The 23717-nt window shown below is 69.2% G+C and carries 24 protein-coding genes and 1 pseudogene; 11 read left to right on the forward strand and 14 right to left on the reverse strand.

Going from position 1 to position 23717, the window contains the following annotated elements; all coding sequences use genetic code 11:
- Positions 1-342, reverse strand: a complete 342-nt coding sequence (locus tag F9C11_RS05310) for a hypothetical protein (RefSeq protein WP_409183785.1) — start codon at positions 340-342, stop codon at positions 1-3.
- Positions 343-484: 142 nt separating this feature from the next.
- Here F9C11_RS05310 and F9C11_RS05315 point away from each other — a divergent pair.
- Positions 485-1702, forward strand: a pseudogene (locus tag F9C11_RS05315) (MFS transporter); the annotation flags it as partial.
- Here the strand turns inward: F9C11_RS05315 and F9C11_RS05320 are convergent.
- Entirely contained in the window at positions 1673-2845 is a 1173-nt protein-coding gene (locus F9C11_RS05320; protein WP_409183786.1) for an MFS transporter, read from the reverse strand. The pseudogene F9C11_RS05315 and the gene F9C11_RS05320 sit on opposite strands and share 30 nt — an antisense overlap.
- A gap of 140 nt (positions 2846-2985) precedes the next feature.
- Here F9C11_RS05320 and F9C11_RS05325 point away from each other — a divergent pair, with 140 nt between their 5' ends.
- The gene (locus F9C11_RS05325; RefSeq protein ID WP_409183787.1) at positions 2986-3564 is read left to right on the forward strand and encodes a helix-turn-helix domain-containing protein; all 579 of its coding nucleotides are present in this window, start codon (positions 2986-2988) and stop codon (positions 3562-3564) included.
- Here F9C11_RS05325 and F9C11_RS05330 read toward each other — a convergent pair.
- On the reverse strand, positions 3561-4106 hold the full coding sequence (locus F9C11_RS05330; RefSeq protein ID WP_037807285.1) for a TetR/AcrR family transcriptional regulator: 546 nt from the start codon (positions 4104-4106) through the stop codon (positions 3561-3563). The genes F9C11_RS05325 and F9C11_RS05330 overlap by 4 nt on opposite strands.
- 184 nt (positions 4107-4290) lie before the next feature.
- On the opposite strand from F9C11_RS05330, the gene F9C11_RS05335 reads away from it, so the two are divergent.
- Positions 4291-5055 carry a nuclear transport factor 2 family protein gene (locus tag F9C11_RS05335; protein WP_409183788.1) on the forward strand — a complete coding sequence of 255 codons (765 nt, stop codon included), beginning with the start codon at positions 4291-4293 and terminating at the stop codon, positions 5053-5055.
- On the opposite strand, the gene F9C11_RS05340 is transcribed toward F9C11_RS05335, so the two are convergent.
- On the reverse strand, positions 5019-5651 hold the full coding sequence (locus F9C11_RS05340; RefSeq protein ID WP_409183789.1) for a TetR/AcrR family transcriptional regulator: 633 nt from the start codon (positions 5649-5651) through the stop codon (positions 5019-5021). The two genes, F9C11_RS05335 and F9C11_RS05340, sit on opposite strands and share 37 nt — an antisense overlap.
- 125 nt (positions 5652-5776) lie before the next feature.
- Here F9C11_RS05340 and F9C11_RS05345 point away from each other — a divergent pair, with 125 nt between their 5' ends.
- Positions 5777-7117 carry a flavin monoamine oxidase family protein gene (locus F9C11_RS05345; protein ID WP_409183790.1) on the forward strand — a complete coding sequence of 447 codons (1341 nt, stop codon included), beginning with the start codon at positions 5777-5779 and terminating at the stop codon, positions 7115-7117.
- A 7-nt stretch (positions 7118-7124) separates the two neighbouring features.
- Here F9C11_RS05345 and F9C11_RS05350 read toward each other — a convergent pair whose 3' ends face one another.
- The 3 genes from F9C11_RS05350 to F9C11_RS05360 form a co-directional block, all read right to left on the reverse strand.
- A complete protein-coding gene (locus F9C11_RS05350) occupies positions 7125-7910 on the reverse strand; it encodes a metal-dependent hydrolase (protein WP_409186819.1) in 786 nt (261 codons plus the stop codon).
- Between the two features lie 59 nt (positions 7911-7969).
- On the reverse strand, positions 7970-8323 hold the full coding sequence (locus F9C11_RS05355; RefSeq protein ID WP_344287754.1) for an STAS domain-containing protein: 354 nt from the start codon (positions 8321-8323) through the stop codon (positions 7970-7972).
- A gap of 219 nt (positions 8324-8542) precedes the next feature.
- Positions 8543-8848 carry a WhiB family transcriptional regulator gene (locus tag F9C11_RS05360; RefSeq protein ID WP_409183791.1) on the reverse strand — a complete coding sequence of 102 codons (306 nt, stop codon included), beginning with the start codon at positions 8846-8848 and terminating at the stop codon, positions 8543-8545.
- A 150-nt stretch (positions 8849-8998) separates the two neighbouring features.
- Here F9C11_RS05360 and F9C11_RS05365 point away from each other — a divergent pair, with 150 nt between their 5' ends.
- The 3 genes from F9C11_RS05365 (at position 8999) to F9C11_RS05375 (ending at position 10672) form a co-directional block, all read left to right on the forward strand.
- Positions 8999-9415: an anti-sigma factor gene (locus F9C11_RS05365; RefSeq protein ID WP_409183792.1), complete on the forward strand. Its 417-nt coding sequence runs from the start codon at positions 8999-9001 to the stop codon at positions 9413-9415.
- Entirely contained in the window at positions 9412-10188 is a 777-nt protein-coding gene (locus tag F9C11_RS05370) for a SigB/SigF/SigG family RNA polymerase sigma factor (protein WP_409183793.1), read from the forward strand. The genes F9C11_RS05365 and F9C11_RS05370 overlap by 4 nt, the downstream gene beginning before the upstream one ends.
- 64 nt (positions 10189-10252) lie before the next feature.
- Positions 10253-10672 carry an ATP-binding protein gene (locus F9C11_RS05375; protein ID WP_409183794.1) on the forward strand — a complete coding sequence of 140 codons (420 nt, stop codon included), beginning with the start codon at positions 10253-10255 and terminating at the stop codon, positions 10670-10672.
- Here F9C11_RS05375 and F9C11_RS05380 read toward each other — a convergent pair.
- Entirely contained in the window at positions 10618-11127 is a 510-nt protein-coding gene (locus F9C11_RS05380; protein ID WP_409183795.1) for a hypothetical protein, read from the reverse strand. The genes F9C11_RS05375 and F9C11_RS05380 overlap by 55 nt on opposite strands.
- Before the next feature lie 123 nt (positions 11128-11250).
- Here F9C11_RS05380 and F9C11_RS05385 point away from each other — a divergent pair, with 123 nt between their 5' ends.
- Complete coding sequence (locus F9C11_RS05385; protein WP_409183796.1) at positions 11251-12252, forward strand: helix-turn-helix domain-containing protein; 1002 nt, start codon at positions 11251-11253, stop codon at positions 12250-12252.
- Positions 12253-12281: 29 nt separating this feature from the next.
- On the opposite strand, the gene F9C11_RS05390 is transcribed toward F9C11_RS05385, so the two are convergent.
- The 3 genes from F9C11_RS05390 to F9C11_RS05400 all read right to left on the reverse strand — a co-directional run bounded on the left by F9C11_RS05390 (position 12282) and on the right by F9C11_RS05400 (position 17456).
- Complete coding sequence (locus F9C11_RS05390) at positions 12282-15995, reverse strand: S8 family peptidase (RefSeq protein WP_409183797.1); 3714 nt, start codon at positions 15993-15995, stop codon at positions 12282-12284.
- 86 nt (positions 15996-16081) lie between these two features.
- Positions 16082-16735, reverse strand: coding sequence for an alpha/beta fold hydrolase (locus F9C11_RS05395; RefSeq protein ID WP_409183798.1), 654 nt, complete (start codon positions 16733-16735; stop codon positions 16082-16084).
- 58 nt (positions 16736-16793) lie between these two features.
- Entirely contained in the window at positions 16794-17456 is a 663-nt protein-coding gene (locus F9C11_RS05400; protein ID WP_409183799.1) for an HNH endonuclease family protein, read from the reverse strand.
- Between the two features lie 242 nt (positions 17457-17698).
- Here F9C11_RS05400 and F9C11_RS05405 point away from each other — a divergent pair, with 242 nt between their 5' ends.
- From F9C11_RS05405 to F9C11_RS05415, 3 genes are all read left to right on the forward strand, one after another.
- Entirely contained in the window at positions 17699-18736 is a 1038-nt protein-coding gene (locus tag F9C11_RS05405) for a tetratricopeptide repeat protein (RefSeq protein WP_409183800.1), read from the forward strand.
- Between the two features lie 81 nt (positions 18737-18817).
- Complete coding sequence (locus tag F9C11_RS05410) at positions 18818-19708, forward strand: hypothetical protein (protein ID WP_409183801.1); 891 nt, start codon at positions 18818-18820, stop codon at positions 19706-19708.
- Positions 19709-19718: 10 nt separating this feature from the next.
- Positions 19719-20084, forward strand: a complete 366-nt coding sequence (locus F9C11_RS05415; protein ID WP_409183802.1) for a glyoxalase — start codon at positions 19719-19721, stop codon at positions 20082-20084.
- Between the two features lie 17 nt (positions 20085-20101).
- Here F9C11_RS05415 and ppk2 read toward each other — a convergent pair whose 3' ends face one another.
- The 3 genes from ppk2 to F9C11_RS05430 form a co-directional block, all read right to left on the reverse strand.
- A complete protein-coding gene (gene ppk2 / locus F9C11_RS05420) occupies positions 20102-20992 on the reverse strand; it encodes a polyphosphate kinase 2 (RefSeq protein ID WP_409183803.1) in 891 nt (296 codons plus the stop codon).
- A 568-nt stretch (positions 20993-21560) separates the two neighbouring features.
- Positions 21561-22166 (reverse strand): hypothetical protein, encoded by a 606-nt coding sequence (locus F9C11_RS05425; protein ID WP_409183804.1) that lies wholly within the window; start codon positions 22164-22166, stop codon positions 21561-21563.
- Positions 22167-22175: 9 nt separating this feature from the next.
- Entirely contained in the window at positions 22176-23687 is a 1512-nt protein-coding gene (locus tag F9C11_RS05430; protein WP_409183805.1) for a hypothetical protein, read from the reverse strand.
- Positions 23688-23717: the final 30 nt, after the last annotated feature.

The following is a 23717-nucleotide window of genomic DNA, read 5'->3' on the forward strand; positions in this document are numbered from 1 at the left end:
TCAGCGTTCGTCGCGGACGAACCCGCTGGTCGGGCGCAGCGTGGTCGGCGGGGGCGCCGGCGGGCTCGACCCGGTCGGGGTGACCGACACCGTGGCCGTGGTGGTCCGCGGCGGCGGGGCCGGGGGCGCGGGCGGGCGCTGGGTCACGGTGATCGGCGGCAGAGGGAGGCCGGTCACCGTGACCGTCACCTGCTGCACGGGCGGCGGGGTGGACGGCACCGACTCTCCGGCCGGACGCGGAGTGCGACCGGCGACCAGCAGCGCGGCGACGAGCAGCCCGCCGGCAAGCCCGGCGAGACCGGTCACGACGACATAACCCCAGGTGGGAGCGGTGTCCGTCATCCGGCACCTCCTCGCCGCGCGGTCACTCGGCTACGAGGGTTTCGTCGCGTTGATCATAGGCGTCGTTACGCAGTGTGCAACTTGATATCTACCGACTCAACTTATATAACACTACCCCTATGAGGGGGATCTTCGCTCGCCGGATTTCCGGCGGCTCTGGCTCGCCGACGGCCTCAGCCAGGTCGGCAACCGCATCGACTTCCTGGTGATCCCGCTGCTGGCCACCACGGCGCTCGCCGCGTCCGTGGCCGAGGTTTCGCTGCTGCGGACGCTCAGCACGCTCCCGTACCTGCTGCTCGGGCTGCAGGTCGGCGCGTGGTGCGACCGGATGCGCAACCGGCCGGTGCTGATCACCGCCGACCTCGCCCGCGCGGTGCTGATCGGCTCGGTGCCGCTCGCCGCGCTGTTCGGGTCGCTGTCGCTGGGCCACCTGTACGCCGTGGTGTTGCTGGCCGGCGTGTTCACGGTCTTCTTCAACGTCGCGCACCAGACCTACCTGCCGAACCTCGTCGAACGCGGCGAACTGCCCGACGCGAACGCCCGGCTGCAGACGAACCTGTCCGTCGCCGCGATCGCCGGACCGGGCCTCGGCGGGCTGATCGTGCAGTTCATCGGCGGTGCGGGCGCGATGGCCGTCGACGCGCTGACCTACCTGTGGTCCGCCGCCTGGCTGCACCGCATTCGCACGCCGGATGCGCGGCCCGAACCCGCCGAGCGGAATCTCCGCCGCGAAATCGGCGAAGGCCTGCAGACCGTGCTGCGCCATCCGATCCTGCGGGCGATCACCCTCCACAGCGCCGTTTCCAGCCTGTTCCAGTCGATGTTCATGGCGGTCGCGGTGGTGTTCTCGGTCCGCGACCTGCACCTCGAACCGTTCATGATCGGCCTGGTCAACACGGTTTCGCTGACCGGGGCCTTGCTGGCCAGCGCGGTCGCCCGGCGGCTCGGCGCCCGCTTCGGCGCGGCGCGGGCGCTGTTCATCGGCGGTGCCGTGTACAGCGTTTCGTTCCTGCCCAACGCTTTCGCGACGCCGGGGTGGGGCCTTGCCTGGTACGTCGCGGGCGGGATCGCGTCGAGCTTCGGGATCATCGTGCTCGGCGTGTTCACCGTCAGCTTCCAGCAGGCCATCACCCCGCACGAACTGCTGGGACGGGTCTCTTCGGTGTCGCAGACGGTCGTTTTCGGCATCGCTCCGCTCGGCAGTCTGCTCGGCGGCTTCATCGCCGAACTCACCACAACCCGGGTCACGCTGTACGTGTGCGGCGTCGGAATCCTTGCGGCGTCGGCGATTCTCGTTGCTTCACCGCTTCGCAAGATGCGTGATCTGCCGCTAGCCGAGGGTGCGGTCGCGAACGATTAGCGGAATCGCGAGCGCGGCTAGGACAGCTCCGACGAGGCTGACCCAGGTGAGGGCTTGGGTGAGCACGGCTGCCGCCAGCACGGGAGTAGCGCTGATTCCCAGCTGGAAAGCCGAAACCGTGGTGGCCCCGGCGAGCGTCGGGGCGTCGGCGGCGATGGCGAAGACCCGGCCGTAGATCGCGGGGTTCAGCACGAAAGCGGCGATTCCGAGCAGGAACACCGTCGGAAGCACCGCCCACGAACTGTGGATCGCCAGGACCAGGACGACCGAAAGGACCACGATCGCGCCGGCCCCGGTGAGGAGCGCGGTGTGGGGCCGCCGGTCGGAAATGCGGCCGCCGATGGACAGGCCGACGAAAGCGCCGATTCCGAACAGCGCGAGAACCGCGGGAATCCATACCGTGGGGACGCCGGTGATTTCGGCGAGCATCGCGGAGAGGTAGTTGAACGTGATCATGTACGCCGCCGTGGTCAGGATCGTGATGCCGTAAATGCCCCAGAGCCGCGGGGTGCGGATCGTGGCGAACTCCCGCGCCCCGCTCGGCCGGGCCATCGGCCGGGTCGTCGCGGGGATCCCGAGCGAGCAGGCGACGACCCCGGCGAGCGTCAGCGCGACCACCGCCCAGAATCCGCCGCGCCACTGGGTGAAATGACTGAGCAGGGTGCCCGCCGGTCCTCCCGCGACCATGGCCACGCTCAGGCCGCTGACCACGACTCCGGAGGCGCGGGCGTTGCGATCCGGAGTGACCAGGCTGATCGCGGTCACGGACGCGACGGCGAAGAACCCGGCGTAGGCGACCCCCGCGACGACCCGGCTCACCAGCAAGACCGGGTAGGTGCCCAGCAGCCCGGCGGCGACGCTGACCGCGAACACTCCCTGCGTGACCAGCAACGCGGTGCGGCGGGGCCAGCGCAGGCTGAACACGGCGAACGGCGGCCCGCCGACGACGACACCGAGCGCGAACGCAGTGATGAGAAACCCGGCCGAGGACAGCGAAACCTGAAGGTCGTCGGCCACGGCGGGCAGCACACCGGCGAGAAGGAATTCCGCGCTGCCCATCGCGAACAGGCTGAAGGCGAGCAGGTACACGCCGATGGGCAGGCGCGTGGAGCGGCGGGGCTTTTCGACGGTCTCGCTGGTCATGAACGGTCAACCTCCGTGGTCGGCGAGCGCCCTCAATCCGCGTCGCCTGGGTCAGCACCTTCCCCACCAGGATCGGAAGCCTCGACCGGAAGCGGCAAAAAACGTTGCCGTTTCCGGGACACGTTGGTTGACTGCGCCGCATGAGCGACCACCCCACCGTCGACAGCGTGCTCGAGCAGATCGCGCCCCGGTTGCGGCGGGCGCGGGACAAGCAGGGCGTCAGCCTCGCCGAACTCGCGCGGGCCACCGGCATCTCGACCAGCACGCTGTCCCGGCTGGAATCCGGGCAGCGCAAGCCGAGCCTCGAGCTGCTGTTGCCGATCACCGCCGCGCTGGGCATCCCGTTCGACGAGATCGTCGCCGCGCCCCGGATCGTCGACCCGCGCGTGCCCCAGCAGCCCGCGAAGAAGGACGGGCGCGTGCTGATCGCGTTGTCCCGGCAACAGGGAGAACCCCGCGCCTACAAACAGATCATCCCGGCGCACGACGAGGAGCCCCACCTTCGCAGCCACGACGGGTACGAATGGCTCTACGTGCTTCGCGGGCGGCTACGCGTCCGCCTGAGCGAACACGACTTCATCATGGGACACGGCGAAGCGGCCGAGTTCGACTGCCACATCCCGCACTGGTTCGGCGCCGCGGGCAAGGGCGACGTCGAAATACTCAGCCTCTTCAGCAAATCCGGCGAACGCATCCACCTGCGTACCGGCCGCCGCTAGACCTTGCGCAGGCCGTCGAGCAGTACGCGCACGAGGTGCCGACTGTCCGGCGTAAACCGCTCCACCGCGAGCGCGCCGACGATGAGCGCGCGCAGGTCTTCACCGTCGATGTCGGTGCGTACAGCGCCCGCGGCCTGCGCGCGTTCCAGAAGCGCGGTGAGGTTCACGCGAAACCGCTCCGCTGCTTCGGCCTTGTACGCAGAACCGCTTGTCTCGCCGAGCGCTTCGCAGATCGCACGGTTACGCGACGCCTGCTCGATGACGCGCGTGAAGTAGTCGTAGAACGCTTCGCCCGGCGCGTCGGAGTCGATCAACTCCTGCGCCTCGACGCCGTACTGCTCCAGCCGTTCCACGACAACCGCCTGGAACAGCGCTTCCTTGCTGGGGAAATGCCGGTAGACCGTGCCCGCGCCGACGCCAGCCAGCCGGGCGATGTCGTCCAGGGGCACCGAAAGCCCGTCGACGGCGAACGCTGCTTCGGCGGCAGCCAGCACGCGGGCGCGGTTCCGGCGCGCGTCCGCGCGGAGCGCAGGCTTCTCCACCGGCTCTCTCCTCTGCTCTCAAAAGTGGTGCGGTCGTCCGATTCTTCCTTGGAACGAGACCCGCCGCTTCTGACCGTGTCTCAGATCTCCAGGTCTTCGTTGACAAACGGAGTGCAAACTCCGTATCGTCGTAAGCGGGTGCCCCGTTCCGATTATCCGCCCGTCTTCCCGAATGAGGTTTCCGATGCCCCGCACCAGGTCCGAAGTAGCCGAGATCGTCGCTAACGCGCTGAGCGCGATCGACGCCGCACCGCTCGCGGACGTTCTCGCCGAGGACGCCGTCTACGAAATCCCGTTCACCGGCCACCGCTCGGTCGGGCGGGACGCCGTACTGGCCACTCTCGGCGCGGGCAGCGCCGTCGCGGCCCGGATCGGCCTGGAGAAAGTCGAGGTCACCACTACGGAAACCGCGGACGGATTCGCCGTCGAACTCGTCGCGGAGGGCCGCAATCCGCACACCGGGCACAGCTACCGGCTCCCGTCGTCGGCCGGACTGCTGACCGTGCGGGACGGCGAGGTCACCCGGTACCGCGACTACCCGAACCACGGCGCGGCGACCACGCTGTACGGGACGAAGGAGGTCTTCCAGCGCTTCCTCGACGCGGCCGTCGGCAACCGCTGGGACGACCTCGCCGACCTGTACTCCGACGACGTCGTGGTCGAAATCCCGTTCGCGCCGGCCGGGGTGCCGAAGGTGACGCGCGACCGCGAGGAGTTGCGCAAACGCTTCCACCAGGCCGGGGAGCGGCGGCGGAGCACCAAGGCGGACCGGGTGGTGGTGCACGAAACCGGCGACCCGGAGGTGCTGGTGGCGGAGTACGACCTGCACGGGGAGTACGAGGGCAAGCCGTATGTGTCGACGTACGCGATGGTGCTGACGGTGCGCGACGGGCGGATCGTGCACTCCCGGGACTACTCCGGGCCGCCGGTGTTCGCGGAATCGGCCTGACCGCCCCTTGCCAGCCCGATCGTCATGTTCGCCAATGCCTCGCGGCCCTCGCGAGCCCGCGCGTCGTCGGGGTCGCAGACGTACTGCAGGATCAAGCCGTCCACCCCGGCGACGATCATGCGGGCGAGGTGCTCGAAAGAAACGGCGGCAGTCTCGCCCGCTCGCTCCGCGGCCTGCCGGCACCACTGGGCAACGACGTCGGCGTAGCGCTGGTACTGCAGCCGGGCGAGGTCTTCGTTGCCCGGGGTGCGCAGGGCGTACATGGTGAGTTCGTACTGCAGCAACTGCAGCTCGCGCCCGCCTCGGACGAGCCGGGTCCAAAACGTCTCGAGCCCCTGGCGGATCGCGTTCTCCAGGCCTTGACCGGTGACGGCCGAGTCCTGGAGAACGCCGGCGATTTCGTCGACGACGTCCTCGATCACCGCACGCAGCAGTTTCTCCTTGGAGGGGAAGACATACTGCATGGTGGCCAGCGGAACGTCCGCCTGCGCGGCGACGACGCGCAGGGACGTCTTGGCGACGCCGTGAGCAGCCAGCGCGGTGCGCGCGGCCGCGATGAACTGCGACCGGCGCACCGCAGCCTCCACGTACGGCATGTCGCCCCCCCTTCGGTCAGTTGACCGAAATAGTGCCACGACCCCTTGCCAGACCCGCACGGCACTCCTTACGCTGCACCAACTCGGTCACTTGACCGAATCTGCCGAACGCGAAGGAGCAAGCCGTGCGGATCGTGGTCGTCGGCGCGGGACTGGCGGGGCTTTCCGCCGCGCGCGAACTCAGCAAGGCCGGAGCCGAGACGGTCGTCCTCGAGGCCCGCGACCGGGTCGGCGGACGCACTGAAGGCGGCGAGATCGAGGGCTGTCCGATCGAACTCGGCGGCACCTGGATCGGCGAGGGCCACACCCGGATGCTCGGGCTCGTCGAGGAACTCGGCCTGGCGACGTTCCGCACCTGGAACGACGAAGGCAAGATGCTCGTCCAGCTCGGCGGCAAGCGCGCCCTCGTCGCCGGAGCGAAGGGCTCCGTCCCGCGGCTCAACCCGGTCGCGCTCGCCGACCTCGCGCAAGGCATGGCCCGCTTCGGCAGGCTCGCTCGCCGCGTCGACCCCGCCCAGCCGTGGACGCACCCGAAGGCTCGCACGCTCGACAGCCAGACCTTCGAGACTTGGGTCAGGCGCAACCTGCGCACCCCGAGCGGCCGGGCGTACTTCCGAGTCGCGGCCGAGGCCGTCTTCGCCGCCGACGCGAGCGACCTTTCCCTGCTGCACGCACTCTTCTACGCGGTCAGCAACGCGGACCTGGAAACCCTCCTCGCCGTCGACCGCGGTGCGCAGCAGGACCGAGTCGTCGGCGGCTCCGTGCTGGTGGCGCAACGACTTGCCGACGGCCTCGACGTCCGGCTGTCCACCCCGGTCGCGTCGGTCGCCCACGACGAGACCGGCGTCACCGTCACCACCCGCACCGGCCAGACCTTTCCCGCCGACCGGGTTGTCGTCGCCCTCCCTCCGACGCTCGCCGGACGCCTGCGATACGACCCGGTGCTGCCCGCCTGGCGCGATCAGCTCACCCAGAAACTGCCCGCGGGCACTGTCGCCAAGACTTTCGCCGCGTACCCGACGCCGTTCTGGCGCGAGCAGGGGCTGAACGGTCAGGTCGCCTCCGACACCGGACCGGTCAAGGTGACCTTCGACGTTTCCCCGCCAGGCGGCGAAATCGGCATCCTTCTTGGCTTTGTCGAAGGCGGGGAGGCCCGGCGCTGGCAGCGGCTTCCCGGCGACCGGCGGCGCCGAGCCGTGCTCGACTCCTTCGTCCGGTACTTCGGTCCGCAGGCCGCCGAGCCGCAGGCGTACGTGGAGAAGGACTGGAGTGCCGAGGAATTCACCCGCGGCTGTTACGGCGCGCATTTCGCCCCTGGAGTGTGGACCAGCTACGGCGACGTGCTGCGCTCCCCGGTCGGCCGGATCCACTGGGCCGGAGCGGAGTACGCGGTGGAGTGGAACGGCTACATGGAGGGCGCGGTGCGCTCCGGGTCGGCTGTCGCGGAGGAGGTCCTGCGGGGGTGAGCTGGGCTTACTGAGTCGCGGTCTGCGAAGCCGGGGGCGCGAACAGATGCTCCACCGTGGCCACCGTCCAGTCCCACACGCCCGGGATCAGCAGCACTCCCACCAGGAGGAACACCGGGAAGACCAGCCGCGTCTCGACCTTCTTGCCGGTGTGCAGCCGCAGCGGCTTCGGCGGGCGGAGTTCGTACCAGGTCTCCCCCGCGATCGGCAGCGGGAACAGGAACGGGCAGCCGGACTCGGTCAGCGAATCCCCGAGGCAGTGCACGAAACACCCGGCCGCGACCGCTACGCCGAGCCAGCCGGAGATGTCCGCCAGCTGGGCCACCCGGTCGTCCGGCGCGGTGAAGTACCACCAGGCCACCGCGCCGCCATACGGCAGCAGCAGCCAGTCGCCTAGCGCGGCGACCGCGAGCAGCAGACCGAACAACAGCACGCCCAGCACGGCCCAAGCCCCACCCGCGGTACAGCCAGCGGAGGTGGCCACGCCGAGGGCGATAGCGAACAAGAGGGTGTGCGAGAGGTGCCGGTGCGTGCCGGTCACCTTTTCGTCGCGCGGCCCCTTCGTCAGGGCGTATACAGCTGCAGACACCCGGCGCAGCAGCCACGAAAGCGCGCCGGTCAGCCAGCCGAACAGGCGGGTCGCGCTGGCGCTGGGATGGTCCAGGTCCGGCAGCAGCGCGAACCCGGCCGTGGTGGCCGCGAAGACCACCGCCTGATGCACCGAGCCGACGCCGACCGCGGGCGCGAGGGCGAGCCCCGCACACCAGCCGGTCAGGGCGTGCGTGCGCCCCATCATCTTGGTTATCCCCCAGGTCGCGGGCCAGATTCGGACCGCGCGACCGTATCGGGAGATCAGGCCGGAGGTTCCTCCGACACGCTCAGGTGTTCGGCCACGCCGGTGAGCTCGATCACCCGGCTGACCGCCGGGCTCGGCACGACCTCGAGTTCGACGTTCTGTTCCCCGGCCTGCCGCTGGGCGTGCAGGACGACGTTCAGCGCCGATGAGTCGAAGAAGGTCACCCCGGTGAGGTCGGCCACCACGCGACGGGAATTCTTGTCCGCGATCAACCCGGCAAGAGCTTCCTGCAGCTGCGGGCTGGTGAGCAGATCGAGCTCACCCGTGACCACCACCCTCGGCTCGGCGGCCGCGGTGTCCAGCGTGATGCCGAATCCGGGCGGAGTGGCGTTCTGGTCGGCTGCGGGCATGCAGTTTCTCCTCGTCAGGCGCTGCTCCTGCGCCGGTACGCGCCTGTAGTCTCAAGCGGCAACCGTGTCACGGTCCCAAAGCATCTGGAGACCCAACCCTAACCCAGCGGGTGACTGCCGCCGCGTCGGCACACGGCTACCCCTCGGCGCGCGGGCGGCCGGACGACGCACAGCACCCGCGCACCGCAGGTGGGCGCGCGGGCAGGGAGGGCGGTCAGCTCAGGCGGACACGGCCTTGCGCTTGGCCCGCCGTTCGCGCATGAACAGCTCGCGGCGCTCGATCTCGCCGAGCCCGCCCCAGATGCCGTACGGCTCTTCGACGGTCATCGCGTGCTTGCGGCACTGGGCCAGCACCGGGCAGGTGTGACAAATCGCCTTGGCACGGGACTCGCGGCGCTCGCGCGCGGAGCCGCGCTCGTTGTCGGTATGGAAGAACAGGCTGCTGTCCGCTCCGCGGCACGAGCCTTGAAGCTGCCACTCCCACTCCTCGGCCACCACGTTCGGCAGTCGGCTCACGTCAGCCATGTCGTCCCCACCTTTCCCGGGATCAGCACTCGACCGCTACATGCCCGCCGGTCGCGGCGGTCAAACGCGGGTTTGGTTTGCTCACCCCCCGGGCATGTGGCAGACCGGGCACGAAAGACTGGCGAAGCACGCCGGAGAGAGGAACAGCACGTGGAGGAGAACGCCCCGCTCGAGCGCGAGGACGCACAGCTCATCGAGGTGCGGACGGCGGCTATCCCGCACGTGGTGCCCACCCTGCGCACCATCGTGGCCGACATCGCGATGCGCCAGGACTTCGACCTGGACGCGGTCGAGGACCTGCGGATGGCCGTGGACGAGGCTTGTTCGATGCTGCTGCCCTCGGCCGCCGACGGCAAGCTGACCTGCGTGTTCTCCTGGCTGGACGGCCGGATCGAGGTCACCGTGTCGGTGGTCTCCGACCGCGCCGACCACGGCGACGAGACTGGTCTGTCCTGGCAGCTGCTGACCGCGCTCGCGACGTCGGCGCGGCGCACTGTGACCCCGGCCGACGGCCGGTACCTCTCCCGGGTGCAGCTGGTCCGGGAGAGTGAGGCGGCCAGCTCGTGACGAACCCCGCCGGCGGCGACAAGCCCACCGACGTGGCAGCACTGTTCCACGAGCTGACGCAGCTGCCCGAGCATTCGCCTCGCCGCGAGGAGATCCGGGACACCTTGGTGCGCGAGCACCTCGAGCTGGCGCGCAACCTCGCCCGGAAGTTCCGCAACCGCGACGAGGCGATGGACGACCTGGTGCAGATCGCGACGGTCGGCCTGATCCACGCGGTGGACCGGTACGACCCGACGCAGGGAACTGACTTCCTGGCCTTCGCGGTGCCGACGATCTCCGGCGAGCTGCGCCACCACTTCCGCGACAACAGCTGGTCGGTCCGGGTGCCGAGGCGGCTCAAGGAACTCAACGCGACGATCTCGGCCGCGCGCGAGGAACTGACCGTCCGGCTTTCGCGCGCGCCGAAGCCGAGTGAGATCGCCCGTCATCTCGGCGTGCCGATCGAGGACGTCTACGAGGGCTTGCGGGCGGGACAGGGCCGTTACGGGGCCTCGCTGGACAATCTGCTGGAGAACTCCGCGCACACGCGCTTCGGCGCGCCGGACGCGAACCTCGGCCAGGCCGAACTGCGCGAGGCGCTGCGGCCGATGCTGGACAGTCTGCCCGAGCGGGAGCGCAAGATCGTGGCGTTGCGGTTCGGGTCCGGGATGAGCCAGTCGGACATCGCGCGCCGGGTCGGTGTTTCGCAGATGCAGGTGTCGCGGCTGCTCGCGGCGACGCTGAAAAAGCTCCGTACCGGACTGGCCGAGACCGACCTCACCGAGGGCACCTGATTCGCTTTCGGCCCGGTTGGGTAAACACCATATGCGAGCACAGCGGCCGGGAGGTGCAGAAGCCATGACGACGTCGAGGATGCCGACCAGGAGCACCGGGGCGGCCGCCGCCACCGTGCGCCTGGAGCTTCCGGACGACGTCACCGCGCCGGCCGTCGCGCGGGCCCAGGTCCGCGCCGCGCTCGCCCAGCTCGACGTTCCCGCCCAGGTGCGCGACGACGTGCTGCTGGCGACCTCGGAACTGGTCACCAACGCCTTCGAGCACGGCGACCGCCCGGACCGGCTCGAACTCCGGCTCGAGCACGGCGAGCTGATGGTGCGGGTCTTCGACACGTCTGCCTCCATTCCGCAGCTGAAGGAACCGGTGGCCCCGTCCGCGGCGCGCAGCCGGGGGCTTCAGCTGGTGCGCGCGCTGTCCCGCCGCTGGGGTTACGACCCGGCCGAGGGCGGGAAGTGCGTTTGGGCGGCGTTCGGCCTCAGCTGACGGCGGCGAAGCACCAGGACGCCGACCGCGCCGAGCAATCCCGCACCGACTCCGAGCCAGCCCACGATCATGCGCGGCCGTTCCGCCTCCGCACAGCCTTCCGCTCCGTGCTGCTCGGCACCCAGTCGGCTGGCCGGGGTGTCGAGTGCGGTGCCGCAGCCGATCCGGACGCTCCAGGTGCCCTCCGGCGGATCGCCCGGACCGAGGATATTCGCGGGTAGTCCCAGCATCTGGTCGTTGCGCGTTCCGTAGATCGTCCGGACGTGGGTGGGGTTTCCGGCGTCGTCGAGGTAGTAGATGGCTGTCACCGGAAGCAGGAAGAACACGATCCCGGTGACGAACGCCGCCGCGGCCGCCAGCCCGGTCCACAACGCCGGACGCCGGGTGCTTGATCTTCTCGGGAAGGCCTGGTCATCCGGGCCGGGAGACGTCTCGTCGTGGGAATAGCCGGGCATCGTCGGGCCTCCTGATCGGGATGTGAGGCCCGGTTCTAGTCCGGTTCCCCGGGACTGGTCCCCGCCGCGCGCTGTCCGGTTTTGTCTCGTTCGCTCCCGTTGCCGGTGCCTTACGCTCGCCGAATGCTGGACGCAATCGGGGTGACTGGGGACGAGGAGCGGGTCTACCGGCTCCTCGTCGGGATGTTCGACGCCGGACCGCGTCAGGTGGCCGAGCAGCTGGGGCTGAGCGCGGCGCAGGTGTCGGCGATCCTGCGTTCGCTGCACGCCAAGGGGCTGGTCAGCCTGGTCGCCGGGGACGAGCCGCGGTACGCGCCGTCGCCGCCGGATGTCGCGTTCGGGCCGTTGCTGATGCGCGGGCAGGAATCGCTGGAGTGGGCGCGCGCGGCGGTGAGCCGGATGGCCGAGGAGTATCGAGGGGGTGCGCGGCGGCGGGACGCGACGCAGCTGGTCGAGGTGATCACCGGCAGCGCGGCGATCCGGCAGCAGCTGACGAACATCCAGGTCGGCGCGCGGCACGAGTTGCTGTGGTTCTGCCGGGCCGGGCACATCGCGATGGCGTCCGGCGAGAACGCCGACGAGTACGACGCGCTCGCCCGCGGCGTGCGGTACCGGGTCGTCTACGAGCGGGCGATGCTGGAAGAGCCCGGGATGATCGAGAACGTCGCGCACGGGATCCGGCACGGCGAACAGGCGCGGTCGTCGACCGTGGTTCCGGTGCGGCTGGCGATCGCCGACGGGACCATCGCGTTGTGCCCGCTGGTGCAGAATCTCGACGGCTCCGGCGAACCGACCGCCGCGTTGATCCGCGAGAGCAGCCTGCTGGCCGCGCTGATCGCGTTGTTCGAAAGCTATTGGGAACGCGCTTGGCCGCTGCGCGCGGACGGGACTCCGCAGGACACTCCCGGCACCGCCGGGCCGGACCGGGACGAGCGGCACCTGTTGTCGTTGCTGGTCGCGGGAGTGACTGACAAGGCGATCGCGACGCGGCTCGCGGTGAGCCAGCGGACCGTGCAGCGGCGGATCCACGACCTGATGTCCCGGATGAACGTGCAGACCCGGATGCAGCTGGCGTGGGAGGTCAGCAGGCAGGGCTGGCTCGACGAGCCCGCGGCAGCCGGATAACCGCGAGGGGTTATCCGGCTGCCTCTTCCTCAGGAGAGCCCGTAGGCGCGGAGCACGGTCTGCCGCACTGCGTTCCCGTCCGCGTCGGAGCCGTGCACGCGCAGCGCGACGAATCCGTTGGTGCGGTCCAGCCGCGGATGGTCGACCACGGCACGGAACCGGCCGTCGCCGATGCCGTCCACCCGCTTGACGTTCGTCCACGTGCGACCGTCGTCATAGGACACTTCGACGGTCAGCCGCGGATTCTTCGGCGCGGCAAGGCCGTCCTGGTTGCGGACGGTGAACTCGACCGGCAGCGAACGCCCGGCGCGGGCCTTCTGCGCGAGGTCGGTCTGCACGCCGTAATCCACCTGCAGCAACGGAAGCAGCTCCGTTTTGCCTTCGGCGGGCCGCTTCGACCCGAAGGTCCACGACGTTTCGGTGTGCGTGCCGTACGCCCAGTCCGGAGTGGACTTGGTCAGCGACAGGTCGAGCCGGTACTTCGCCGGGTCCGCCGACGCGGGGAACTTGCCCCACGCCGCCGGGCCTTCCTTGACGAGTTTTCCGTCCTGGTACAGCTTCGCGCTCACCTGGTCCGGCACCTCTTCCCAGGCCGACTCGGAGAACGCGTAGTGCGAGGTTTCCGGATCGGCGAATTCGGGGATGCGGAAGGCGAACGTGTCGCCGGTGCGCGAGGTTTCCAGTCCGGCTCCGCGCGGGATCGCCGGGCGGACCACTGGCGCGTACCAGTTTTCCGTCGCCCGCTGCCCGGGGCTGAACGTGCGCGGCCGTTCGAGCATGCCGACCGCCAGCGGCTGGAAAGTGTCCCAGCTGAGCTTGTTGTTCACCCGGTGCTGCCAGATCGTCTCGTCGGTCGAAACGATTTCCTCGCGGGCCGTTCCGGTGTGCGCGTACCGCTGATACTGGTTGATCGCGGTCTTTTCCCACGGCCGCCAGCCGAACCGCTGTTCGGAAAGCCACTCGTCCTTGCCGGTCGCGTGGTAATTCGCGGTGACCGTCGCGCTGTTGCGTTCGCTGACCTGGTGGACGATCTTCTGCGGAATCTGGTCGTGCGTCACCTGCATGATGTCGTACAGGTACGGGCTCACCGGCGTGCCCTGCAGGAACAGGCTCGTGAAGCCGAATTTGGCGCGGTCGGCCAGCTTCATGCCTTGGTCGTTCGTGATCAGCACGGCGGGAATCGGCAGCCGATCGCCGCGTGGCTGCCAGTGCCCGTACGTGTGTTCTTCGGGCAGGCTGACGACCATCACCATCGCGGCGCCCGCGGCAGCGGCCTGTTTCGCCGCGGCATCCGGATCGGTGCCGTCCTTCGCGGGCGTCACCAACGCGATTTTCCCGCGTGCCCTGGCGTATTGCTCCGGCTTGTCGGCGGCGACCGGGACGACGCTGAGCCACTTGAACCCGGAAATCGCCGGGGACGCCGCGTAGTAGAACAGTTCGGTCTTGATTCCGACCCACGGCAACGTGGTCGCGGTCAGCATCGGCGCGGTGAGCTGCCACCGGGTGCCGAATTCGAACGTCCCGTTCTTGACCTTCTGCGTCGGCGTCACGTAGATGTGCCGGACGCCGGGGAATTCCATCACGTAGTTTGTGATCTTGCGCGAGCCGAATTCGCGGTGCGCGTAGCTGCTGATGATGTTTTCCAGCGTGGCCGGCCGCGGCGTTTTGATCTCGACCGGCACCGCGTTCCGCGCGTCCATCACCAGGTTCAGGTCGCCGGTGAGGGAGAACTCGGGCTTGAGCACGATTGCGAGTTCCTCGTCCGGAGCCCATCCGGTGTGGAACATCGCGCGGGCGTAGTAGGTGCCCTCCGGCAGTTCGGTGACGAACGGATGGTCGCTCACGACGTCGCCGACGATGTCGTAGCGCATGTCGTCGCCGAAGATCTGGATATCCATCGGATGCGCCTTGCCGTCGCGCCCGACGCCGGTGACGGTCACCTTGTGCTTCGGCGGTTCCTTCACCAAGCCGACCGTCGTGTGCACCGCGCCGACGAGCACGCTGCCGGTGTAGTTGCCGGGTACCAAAGCGGCCGAGTCGACGCTGATCGCCACCGTCGCGGTCCCGTTGGCCGGAACCTCCACAGTGGACTTATCGAGCTTCACCGCTTCACCCGGCGTGGCCCCGTCACCGCGCCGCAAGTCGAGCTTCGGAGTGAGGGTGACCGGCGCGGAAGTCGTGTTGGTGTAAGTGATTTCCTTGCGCACCGGACCGCTGTCGTTGGTGACCGGGCCGAGGTTGAGCGTGCCGGTCGCGAAGACACCGGGACGCACTGCCGCGGCGGCGACGTCCACTCGGCCGCCGCCCTGCTGGAAGGCGTTAAGCTCCGCCGAAGGCTTCGACGTACTGGCCAACCCGTCCTTGAGCTGCTGCGCGGTCCATTGTGGATACCGCTGCGCCAGAATCGCTGCCGCACCAGCGACATGCGGCGTCGCCATCGACGTGCCGGACGCGGCGGTGTAGTACTGGTCCACCACTTCGCCGAGCGAGGTGCCCGCCGCGCGTGCCGCGACAATTCCCACGCCAGGCGCGGTGATGTCCGGCTTCACGGCCTGGTCGCCCTGCCGCGGACCCATGCTGGAGAACGGGGCCAGCTCGTCCTTGCGGTCCACCGCGCCGACGGTCAGCGCGGCGTCCGCGGTTCCGGGCGTGCCGACGGTCGACGCGCCGTTCTGGCCGTCGTTGCCCGCAGCGACCACGAACAGCGCGCCAGTGCGGGCGGTGAGTTCGTTGAGGCCGACGCTGAGATCATCGGTGCCGTCGGTCGCGCCGCCGCCGAGGCTCATGTTGATCACCTTGGCTCCAGACGCCGCGGCCCACTCCATCCCTTGCAGGACTTCGGAAGACGAGGCCGTGCCGTCGTCGCCGAGCACCTTGCCGACGTACAGCTTCGCGCCGGGAGCAGCGCCCTTGCGCGTGCCGCCCGCCGCCGCGCCGGTGCCCGCGATGGTCGCCGCGACGTGCGTGCCGTGGCCGAACCGGTCGACGACATCCGGGCTGGTCGAGAAGTTGGCCGACTTGGCGACCTTGCCCGCGAGGTCCGGGTGGTTGGGGTCGTAGCCGGTGTCGAGCACGGCCACCGCGACGCCGGATCCGTCGAACCCGGCCGCCCATGCCTCCGGTGCCCCGATCTGCGGGACACTGCGGTCGAGCGACGCGTGCACCTTGCGGTCCAGCGTAATCCGTTCCACCGCGCCGGAAGCCGCGTGCGGACCGGTGAAGGACTGCCAGAACTCGCCGGCGCGCTTCTTGTCCTCGCGCACCGCGCGGCCGTTCACGCTGGGCAGTTCAGCGCCCTGCGTGGTGGCGGCGAGCGCCGGCGCGGACGCGATCGAGACGCCCTTGGCGTAGTGCGCGATCATCGGCACCGTCGGGCTCGACTCGTCGGCATACCCCTGCGCGATCAGGTCGGTGACGTTGAACAGGGCTTTGTCGAGGCGGCGGCTCGTCACGAGCGGCATCGCGTCGGCAGGGACGACCAGCAGTTTTCCGTCCACTTCGGACTGGCTGAAGCGGATGTTCTCCCGCCCCTTGCCCGGCTGGACCGTCGCGATCTGCCTGCCGCCCTGGACGCTTTCGACTCGCACGACGTCACCGGTGAGCAAGGTGACCGTGTGCCGCTCACCGGGACCAGGCGCCGGGGAACCGCTCGCGGGCTCGGCCGCCGCGGGCACCGCGTGGCCGAGTGCCGCGACCAGTGCGCCCGTGCAGCCGAGAGTGATGGCTCGTGATCTCCACGTCATCGCACAAGATTCGGGGCGAGCCGGGGTTCACGTCACTAGCTCGCGCTGTCGCGGTTGTGACATGTCGCAACTGGGACAGCGCCTGGTTAGCCAGCCACTGTCGCGTAATAGGCCATTAGGCGGTCCGCCAGTTCGTCCGGTCGGCTCAGCAACGCAAGATGCGAACCGGCCATCTCGTCGGCTTCCAGTCCGAGCCGCTCGCGCGCGACCCGGCGCATCAGGTCCGCGGAGAAGAACCGGTCGTCGCGGAAGATCAACACCTTCGTGGGCACGTCCGGCAGCCGCTCGCCCGGCCACGGCACGCTGTACTCGGCGCTGTTCTGGCCCCGGCCGCGCCGCTCGTTCTCCTCGGCCAGCTCCGCCGGAACGTCCGCCATGAACTCTTCGACGGTGCTCAGCCCCTCGTTCGAGGAGAAGCCGACGTTGCCCCACCACTCCCCTGGAGCCTCGCCCGGCGCCGGCACCATCCCGGCGACGAACACGAGCAGCCGCGCGCCGACCCGCTCCGCGACGAGCGGCGCGGTGAATCCGCCGTAGGAATGACCGACCACGACGACGTCCTGCGCATCGCCGATCGCCGCGACGACGGTGTCGGTGAAGTCGGCCAGCGTGGCCCGCGGGTCCTCGCTGGGCAGGTCCGGGGCCACGACTTCGTGGCCGGATGCTTCGAGCCGCGCGGCGACCAGGTGCCAGTCCCAGCCGCTGCCGCCGCCCCCGTGGATGAGTGCGAAGGTCGCCATGCCGCCTAGCTTGTCATGGCTCGTGAGTGTTCATGCCGGTTAGAACCGGGATAAACACTCACGACGCTGGGCAGCGCTTCAGCATGTCCTGCAGGGCGTTCTTCTCCATATCGGTGATCGTCAGCCCGTAGTAGTGCTTCACCGTGACCCAGTCGGTCGCGTAGGTGCACCAGAACGAAACCAGCGGCGGCTTCCACTCGTCCGGAGCCTTGTCGCTCTTCTGCCGGTTCACGCTCGCCGTCACGGCGAACAGCTGCGGGCGCGTGAGGTCGTTCGCGAACTGCTCGCGCTTCTCCTGCGTCCAGTCGCGCGCGCCGCTGACCCAAGCCTGGCCGAGCGGGACCATGTGGTCGATGTCGAGCTGGGTCGGCTTGGTCCAGGTCTGGCCGTCGTACACGCTCAGCCAAGTGCCCGACGTCGGCTTGCAGTCGCTGCCCGTTTTGACGTCCTTGCCCGCGCGCTTGAGGACGGCCTCGCGGGTGTCGCAGTTGTCGCCTTGGCTGTCCCAGTGCTTGAACTTGTCGCGGGAATAGCCGGTCATGGTGCCGCGCGCGCCGATCTTCAGCTCGGACAGCTGCTTCGTCGCGTCCGCGGCGGACGCCGGAGCCGCCTCGGACTGGGAGTCGCCGACTTCGCGCTGGCCGTACCAAAACCCGACGACAGCGATGAGCAGCACGACCGCGAGCAGCACGGTGCGCTTGGTGGGGAACGGCCGGGCCATGGTGCGCGTGATCCTCTCGGGCGGGGAGTTCGGGGAGCCGGAGTATGCCTGTCAACGGGCCGGTAATCGCGCAGACACTCTCGGCAGCACCGCGGCCGTGGCAAGGACCACGTTGGGCCAGTTGTGGGCTGCCAACGAAAAAGCCCAGTTCAGCGGGGGTGGATAACGCTCGCGAAGGTGTCACGTCCGCGCCGCTTGAAACGACTGTCTTCAGTGGGGAGCCGGAAAGGAGCGGGTGCGAGATGCCCGGGCGGCTGCGGAAGTGGAACACACGCGTCGATGACTACCTGCGCCGGAAGGCGGCGGAGGGCGGCAACATCGTCGCGATGACGCGCGTCGCCGCTGACCTGCGCGAACGCGGCGAGTCGGCAGAAGCCGAGGAGTGGTACCGCCGGGCCGCCTCCGGCGGGGACCGGATCGCCATGACCGCGCTGGCCCACCTGCTGGCCGAACGCGGCGCCGACGACGAGGCCGCCCGCTGGTACCACGAAGCCGCACAGGCCGGCGAACCGCACGGCATGCTCGGATACGCCCGCACCTGCGAAAACCAAGGTCGCCTCGGCGACGCGGAGCATTGGTACGCCGCCGCGTACCAAGCCGACGCGACCGAAGCCGCCGGACTGCTGGGCCACCTCCTCGTCGAAGACGGCCGGTACGCCGAAGCCGAGGGTTGGTGCCGCGCCGCCGCGGAGGAGGGCAGCGCGACGGCGATGCTGGACCTCGGCGTGGTCCTGCGCGAACTCGGCGCGCCGGACGAGATGGCGCACTGGTGGCGAGCCGCGGTGGACGCGGGCGAACTCTCCGCGACCTGCCTGCTGGGCCGGGAAGCGGAACGGGCGAACCGGGAAGGCGACGCCGAGCGGTGGTTCCGGCGCGGTGCGAAGGGCGGGCACGTCGAGGCGAAGGTGCGGCTGGGGCTGCTGCTGCATCGCCGGGGCGACCTCGAAGAGGCGGAGAACTGGTACCTCGAAGCAGCCGAGGCGGGCGACGCGGCCGCGATGACCAACCTCGGCGTCCTCGCCCGCAATCGCCGCGACGACGGCGAGGCCGCGGCCTGGTACCGCAAGGCCGCCGAGCACGGCAGCATTCCCGCGCTCACCAACCTGGGCCATCTCGCCGAAGCCCGCAGCGACCTTGCCCAGGCCGAACGCTGCTTCCGGATCGCCGCGGAAACCGGCGACGTGCAGGGCATGCTGAGCCTGACCCGGATGCTGCGCGCCCGCGGCGCGACCGCCGAAGCCGACCACTGGCAGGCCCTCGCCACCAACCGTCCACAGTAGACACTCTAGGCCGGGTCTCGGGGTCGATCTCCGGGATCATCCCGGATGTTCCCCGGCGCCGGCGCGGCTAGCGTCGGCCGAGTGTTGTTCCGACGCGTGCTTCTCGCCCTCCTCGCCGGGATCGCGGTGTTCCTGGTGCCGTGGACCGTCTACCTCGGGCTGACCCTGCCCGAGCACTTCGACACGAGCCAGTGGCGAGTCGCCTGGGTCGGGTTCGACATCGTCCTGCTGCTGTGTTTCGCCGCGTCGGTGCTGCTCGGGATGCGCCGCAGCCGCGCCTCGGTGCCGATGCTGGCCGCGACCGCCGCGCTGCTGTGCTGCGACGCCTGGTTCGACGTCGTCCTCGACTGGGGCGGTCCCGACCAGTGGGCCAGCCTCGGCACCGCGCTGGTCGCGGAAGTGCCGATCGCGCTGTTCCTGCTGTGGCGGGCCCGCGCCCTGCTCGCCGGGAACGCGCGGCCGCGGCCGCTGACCATGAGCGACATCGCCGTGCGCACGAACCCGAACTACCAGCGGTTGCTGCGGCTGATGCCCGCCACCTCGGCCGAACTGCGCGCGCAGGTCCCGATCGACGTCCCGGCCGCGCTGCTGACGCTGACCCACGCGGGATACACGCGCCGCACCCGCGACGGCCGCTGGCACTCCCTCCCGCAGAGCACCAACGAGGCGAGGCCGGAGGACTTCCCCGAGGAGGACCGGCCGAAGCTGGCCGCCTACCTGGACGCGAAGTACGACCACGAGGTGCGCTTGATGGCCTGGGCCGCCGAGCGCCGCGACACCTTCGACGGCTGGACCGCGGGGAGCCGCGCCGGAATCCGGCTGCGCTACCAGGACTTGAAGGAGTTCGAAGCGGAGTACCTGGAACTGGTGCACCGCTACGCCGCCCGCAAACCCGGTCCGGCCGAGGAGGCGCGTGATCTGGCCGTGCGGTTTTACGCCTTCCCGGAGCCGGAACCGGCCGAGCTGGCGTAGGTTTCGAGGCATGCTTCATCACGTGCAGGTCGCCTGCCCAGCGGGTGCCGAGGACGACGAACGCGCCTTCTACACCGGCGTGCTCGGCTGGCCCGAACTGCCGAAACCGCCCCTGCTGGCGGCCCGCGGCGGCTGCTGGTTCCAGGTGCCCGGCGTCGGCGGCCCGGACGGCGAACTGCACGTCGGCGTCGAGGCGGATTTCCGTCCGGCACGCAAGGCGCACCCGGCGTTCGTGGTCGACGTAGACGCCGTCGCCGCCGCGATCGAAGCCTCCGGCCGGTCGGTGACGTGGGCCGATCCCGCGGAAATCCCGGGCAGGCGGCGGTTCCACACCTTCGACCCGGTCGGCAACCGGCTGGAGTTCCTCGAGGGCTGACCGTCCTTTGTGGAGGGTCAGTCGCCGACCGCGTCCCGCCCGCGCTTCACGATCAGCGGATCCGGTCGCCCGACGATCTTTTCGTCCTTGCCCTCGTAAGCGAAGCGCGACAGGAAATAGCGCATCGCGTTGATCCGGGCGCGTTTCTTGTCGTTGCTCTTGATCGTGATCCACGGCGCGAGATCGTTGTCCGTGCGGAGGAACATCGCCTCCTTGGCCGCGGTGTAGTCGTCCCATTTGCCGAGCGACCGCAGGTCCATCGGGGACAGTTTCCACTGCCGCACCGGGTCGACCTGCCGGATGATGAACCGGGTGCGCTGTTCGGCCTGGGTCACCGAGAACCAGAACTTCGTGACCGTGATCCCGCTCTCCACCAGCATTTCCTCGAACAGCGGCACCTGGCGCATGAACTGCTCGTACTGCTCCGGCGAGCAAAACCCCATCACCTGCTCGACCCCGGCGCGGTTGTACCAGGACCGGTCGAACAACACCATTTCGCCGGCGGTCGGCAGATGCTGGACGTAGCGCTGGAAATACCACTGATGCGCTTCCCGGTCGCTGGGCTTGGCCAGCGCGACCGTCCGGGCGTGCCGCGGGTTGAGGTGTTCCATGAACCGCTTGATGGTCCCGCCCTTGCCCGCGGCGTCCCGCCCCTCGAACAGAATGACGTGCCGGCTGCCGGTCTCGGTGATCCAGTTCTGCAGCTTGAGCAGTTCGACCTGCAGCAGATACTTGGTCTCGTCGTACTCCTCGCGCGGCATCCGCTCGGCATAGGGATAGTTCTCCCGCCAGGTGTCGACCGCCTTGCCGAACGCGTCGATCAGCACGGGATCGTCATCGTGGTCCTCGCCGACCGAATGCCCGTCGATCTCGAGCCGATCGATGTACTCCCGCACGTCGCGCAACATGCGGCCGACCTTAAGCAGGGCAGGTGAACGGGAGGTGTCTCAGCGACGGCCGATCTCCGGGGTGGCCAGCCGGTACGAGCGAAATCTTGGCGAAGCGTCAAGAGCGCGACCGCTAACTGCCAGCATGCCCGTCCACAACTGGCAACGGAAGACACACCACACAACCGTGTGATGTTTCCCCGCGCTTCCGCGAGTTCCCGCGTCTACCAGGAGATGGGTTGGCCGCCCGGCCCGCCCCGGTCCCTTGTGGAAGGAGCCCACCCGGTGTTCTACCTGGTGGTCGCAGCCGCGGCCGGATCGCCGCAGTTTCGGCTGGCTGGAAAACTCGGCCGAGCACATCGGTGCCCACATTCTGGTGGAGGATATTGAACTCGGCCATGCGCGGAAGCTGCTTCGCAACGGTTTGTACCTGCCGTCCCGCGACCTGGGAGTCACCCGGGAACAGCTTGCGGGAACGGCGTGGAAAGGGCCTGGGCATGCCGACTTAGTACGGAAACAGGCGGCGGCTGACCAACGCGCCTCATCGAACTTCGCTACGGTTCCCAGCCCACGCAGTTGAACAGCATCATTAACCCAGCAACCTCAGCAGGTCCTCGTGCACTGTCTCAGGCTGCGGCATCTGCCACACCGGCAACCGACGCAACTGCGCGACCGTCAGCGGTGCGGTGAAGTCCACTCCGTACTCTTCGCCGCTGATTTCGGTGAACCGCAATCCCGCCGGGGAAAACCCGCTCCCGACCGCGACGAGCCGCGCTTGCTCGCTCACCGCGAGCCACGCCCCGGCGAAGTGCAGGACCGCCGCGTCAACCGCGGCCTCCCGCACCGTCCACCGCACTCGCGGCCAGTCCCGCGTCCGCTTGGCTTGTTCCCCGAGGTACCGCCGCACCGCCGCCCCGACCCGGCCGCGGTCCGGCATCGTGCCGACCGGCTCGACGATGTTCATCAACTTTCCGAGCGGGCCGTCGAGATCGCCCGCGGTCCTCCCGAGGAGCACTGCGCGATCGCCCGCGTCCGTCCGGTGCCCCAGCCAATAACACCCGCCCGCCGAGGTGTCCTCGGCCGACGCGATCCATTTCCGGTGCGGTTCCGGCCATTCGAGGTCGAAAACCTCGCCTCGCACCGCGCCGGCTTCCAGCGCGGACCCGTCGAGCCGTTCACCGCGCAAGGAAGCCACGGCCGGAGTTTACCGCGCCTCGACCAGGTACAACTCCGCCCGCCCGGAGAGCGGCGCGGAAATCGTCCAGTGGGCAAGGTAATCCGGCGGCGGCGGTCCCCACACCCGGCGCAACGCGAGGTCAAGTTTGCGCGGCCGCACGGTGTCGTCGAAGAACGCGAAGTTCACCCGGAGCAAGCCACGTGGCAGATGTCCCGCCCGTGCCTCCAGTTCGTCGATCGCCTCGGGCATGCGGCCGCGGTCGGAGAAGACGTCGATGATCGCGCAGTCGCAGGTGTAGGCCAGCACGCCGATCTCGTCGGCGCTGGCCACCGTTCTTCCGGCCGCCAGCCTGCCTGCTTCCCGGCCGATTTCGGCGTACTGCGCGCTCGTGGTGTAGTTCGACGTGAACGGGGCGAAAGCGCGCGGCAAACCGTCCCCGGCGTAGCCGAGCACGCTGGCACCGACCAAAGCCACCACGACAACCGTCCCAGCCGCGCGCTCGACCCGGCGGGCGGAACCGGCCGCTGCCGCGCAGACGAACAGCGTCGCCGCGACGATTCCGGGGCCGTAATACCAGTGGTACGGCGGCACTTTCAGCTGAACGTACGCCAGGCTGTGCACTGCTCCGGCCACCGCGAGTGCCGCGAACGGGAGCAGCCTGCGGCAGGCCGCGTTGCCGCGCAACACCAGGACCAGCCAGCGCAATCCGGCCAATGCCGCCAAACCGACGCACAAGAACGCGAGCACCGTTTGCCCTGGCATGTTTTGCCAATACAGTCCGACGCCGTTGCCGAATTCCCACTTCCCCCAAGCCTGTCGCGCGCCCTGCAAAGTTTTGATGACGAGAGTGTCCGGAACCGCGGCTCCCAAGACGACCCAGCTGAACGCGAACCACGGCACCGCGACCAGCGCCGCGCCTTGCACACTGCGCAGGCCGTCGACCCAGAACCGCCGGCGCACAAGGAAAATCACTGCCGCGAAGAGCGCCAGATCGACCCGGACCAAGGTCAGCGCACCGGCTGCCAACCCGAACGCGAACGGCCGCCGTTCCACCGAAAACACCAGCAGCCAGGCAAGTCCGGCCGCGCCGAGTTCGACTTCCATGCCGATCGACGACACCAGCAGCGGGTTCACCGTCAACGCGGCGATCGCGAGAACCGGGAACCAGCGAGGAAGCCCGGCGGCCGCGCCCACCCTCCGCAGCGCCAATACCAGCAGCGCCTGGCAGACCACGTACAACACGCCCGCGGCGAGTACCGCGTCCCGCAGCACGAATGTCAGCGCCGCCAGGGAAAGCACGTTCAACGGCGAGGTCGCCGTATTCGAGGTGCTGTCGGCTAGCAATCCCCAATTTCCATGGAACGCGAGATTGCGCGCGTAGCTCAACGTGATGTAAGTATCGTCGATCAGATGTCCATGCGCCAGCACAAAGAACAATGCCGACGCGGCCGCCGCTCCGAGCAACAGCCAATCCACCCGTCTTCGGCCGGAAACGAGGTGTTCCCGGCCTGCTCGAGGCGTCGTCAAACCCAGTGTCATTATTGCCTTTCCCCCAGCAGCAGATCGGTC

Origin of the sequence: Amycolatopsis sp. VS8301801F10 (genome assembly GCF_046195355.1) — a bacterium.
GTDB lineage: Bacteria > Actinomycetota > Actinomycetes > Mycobacteriales > Pseudonocardiaceae > Amycolatopsis.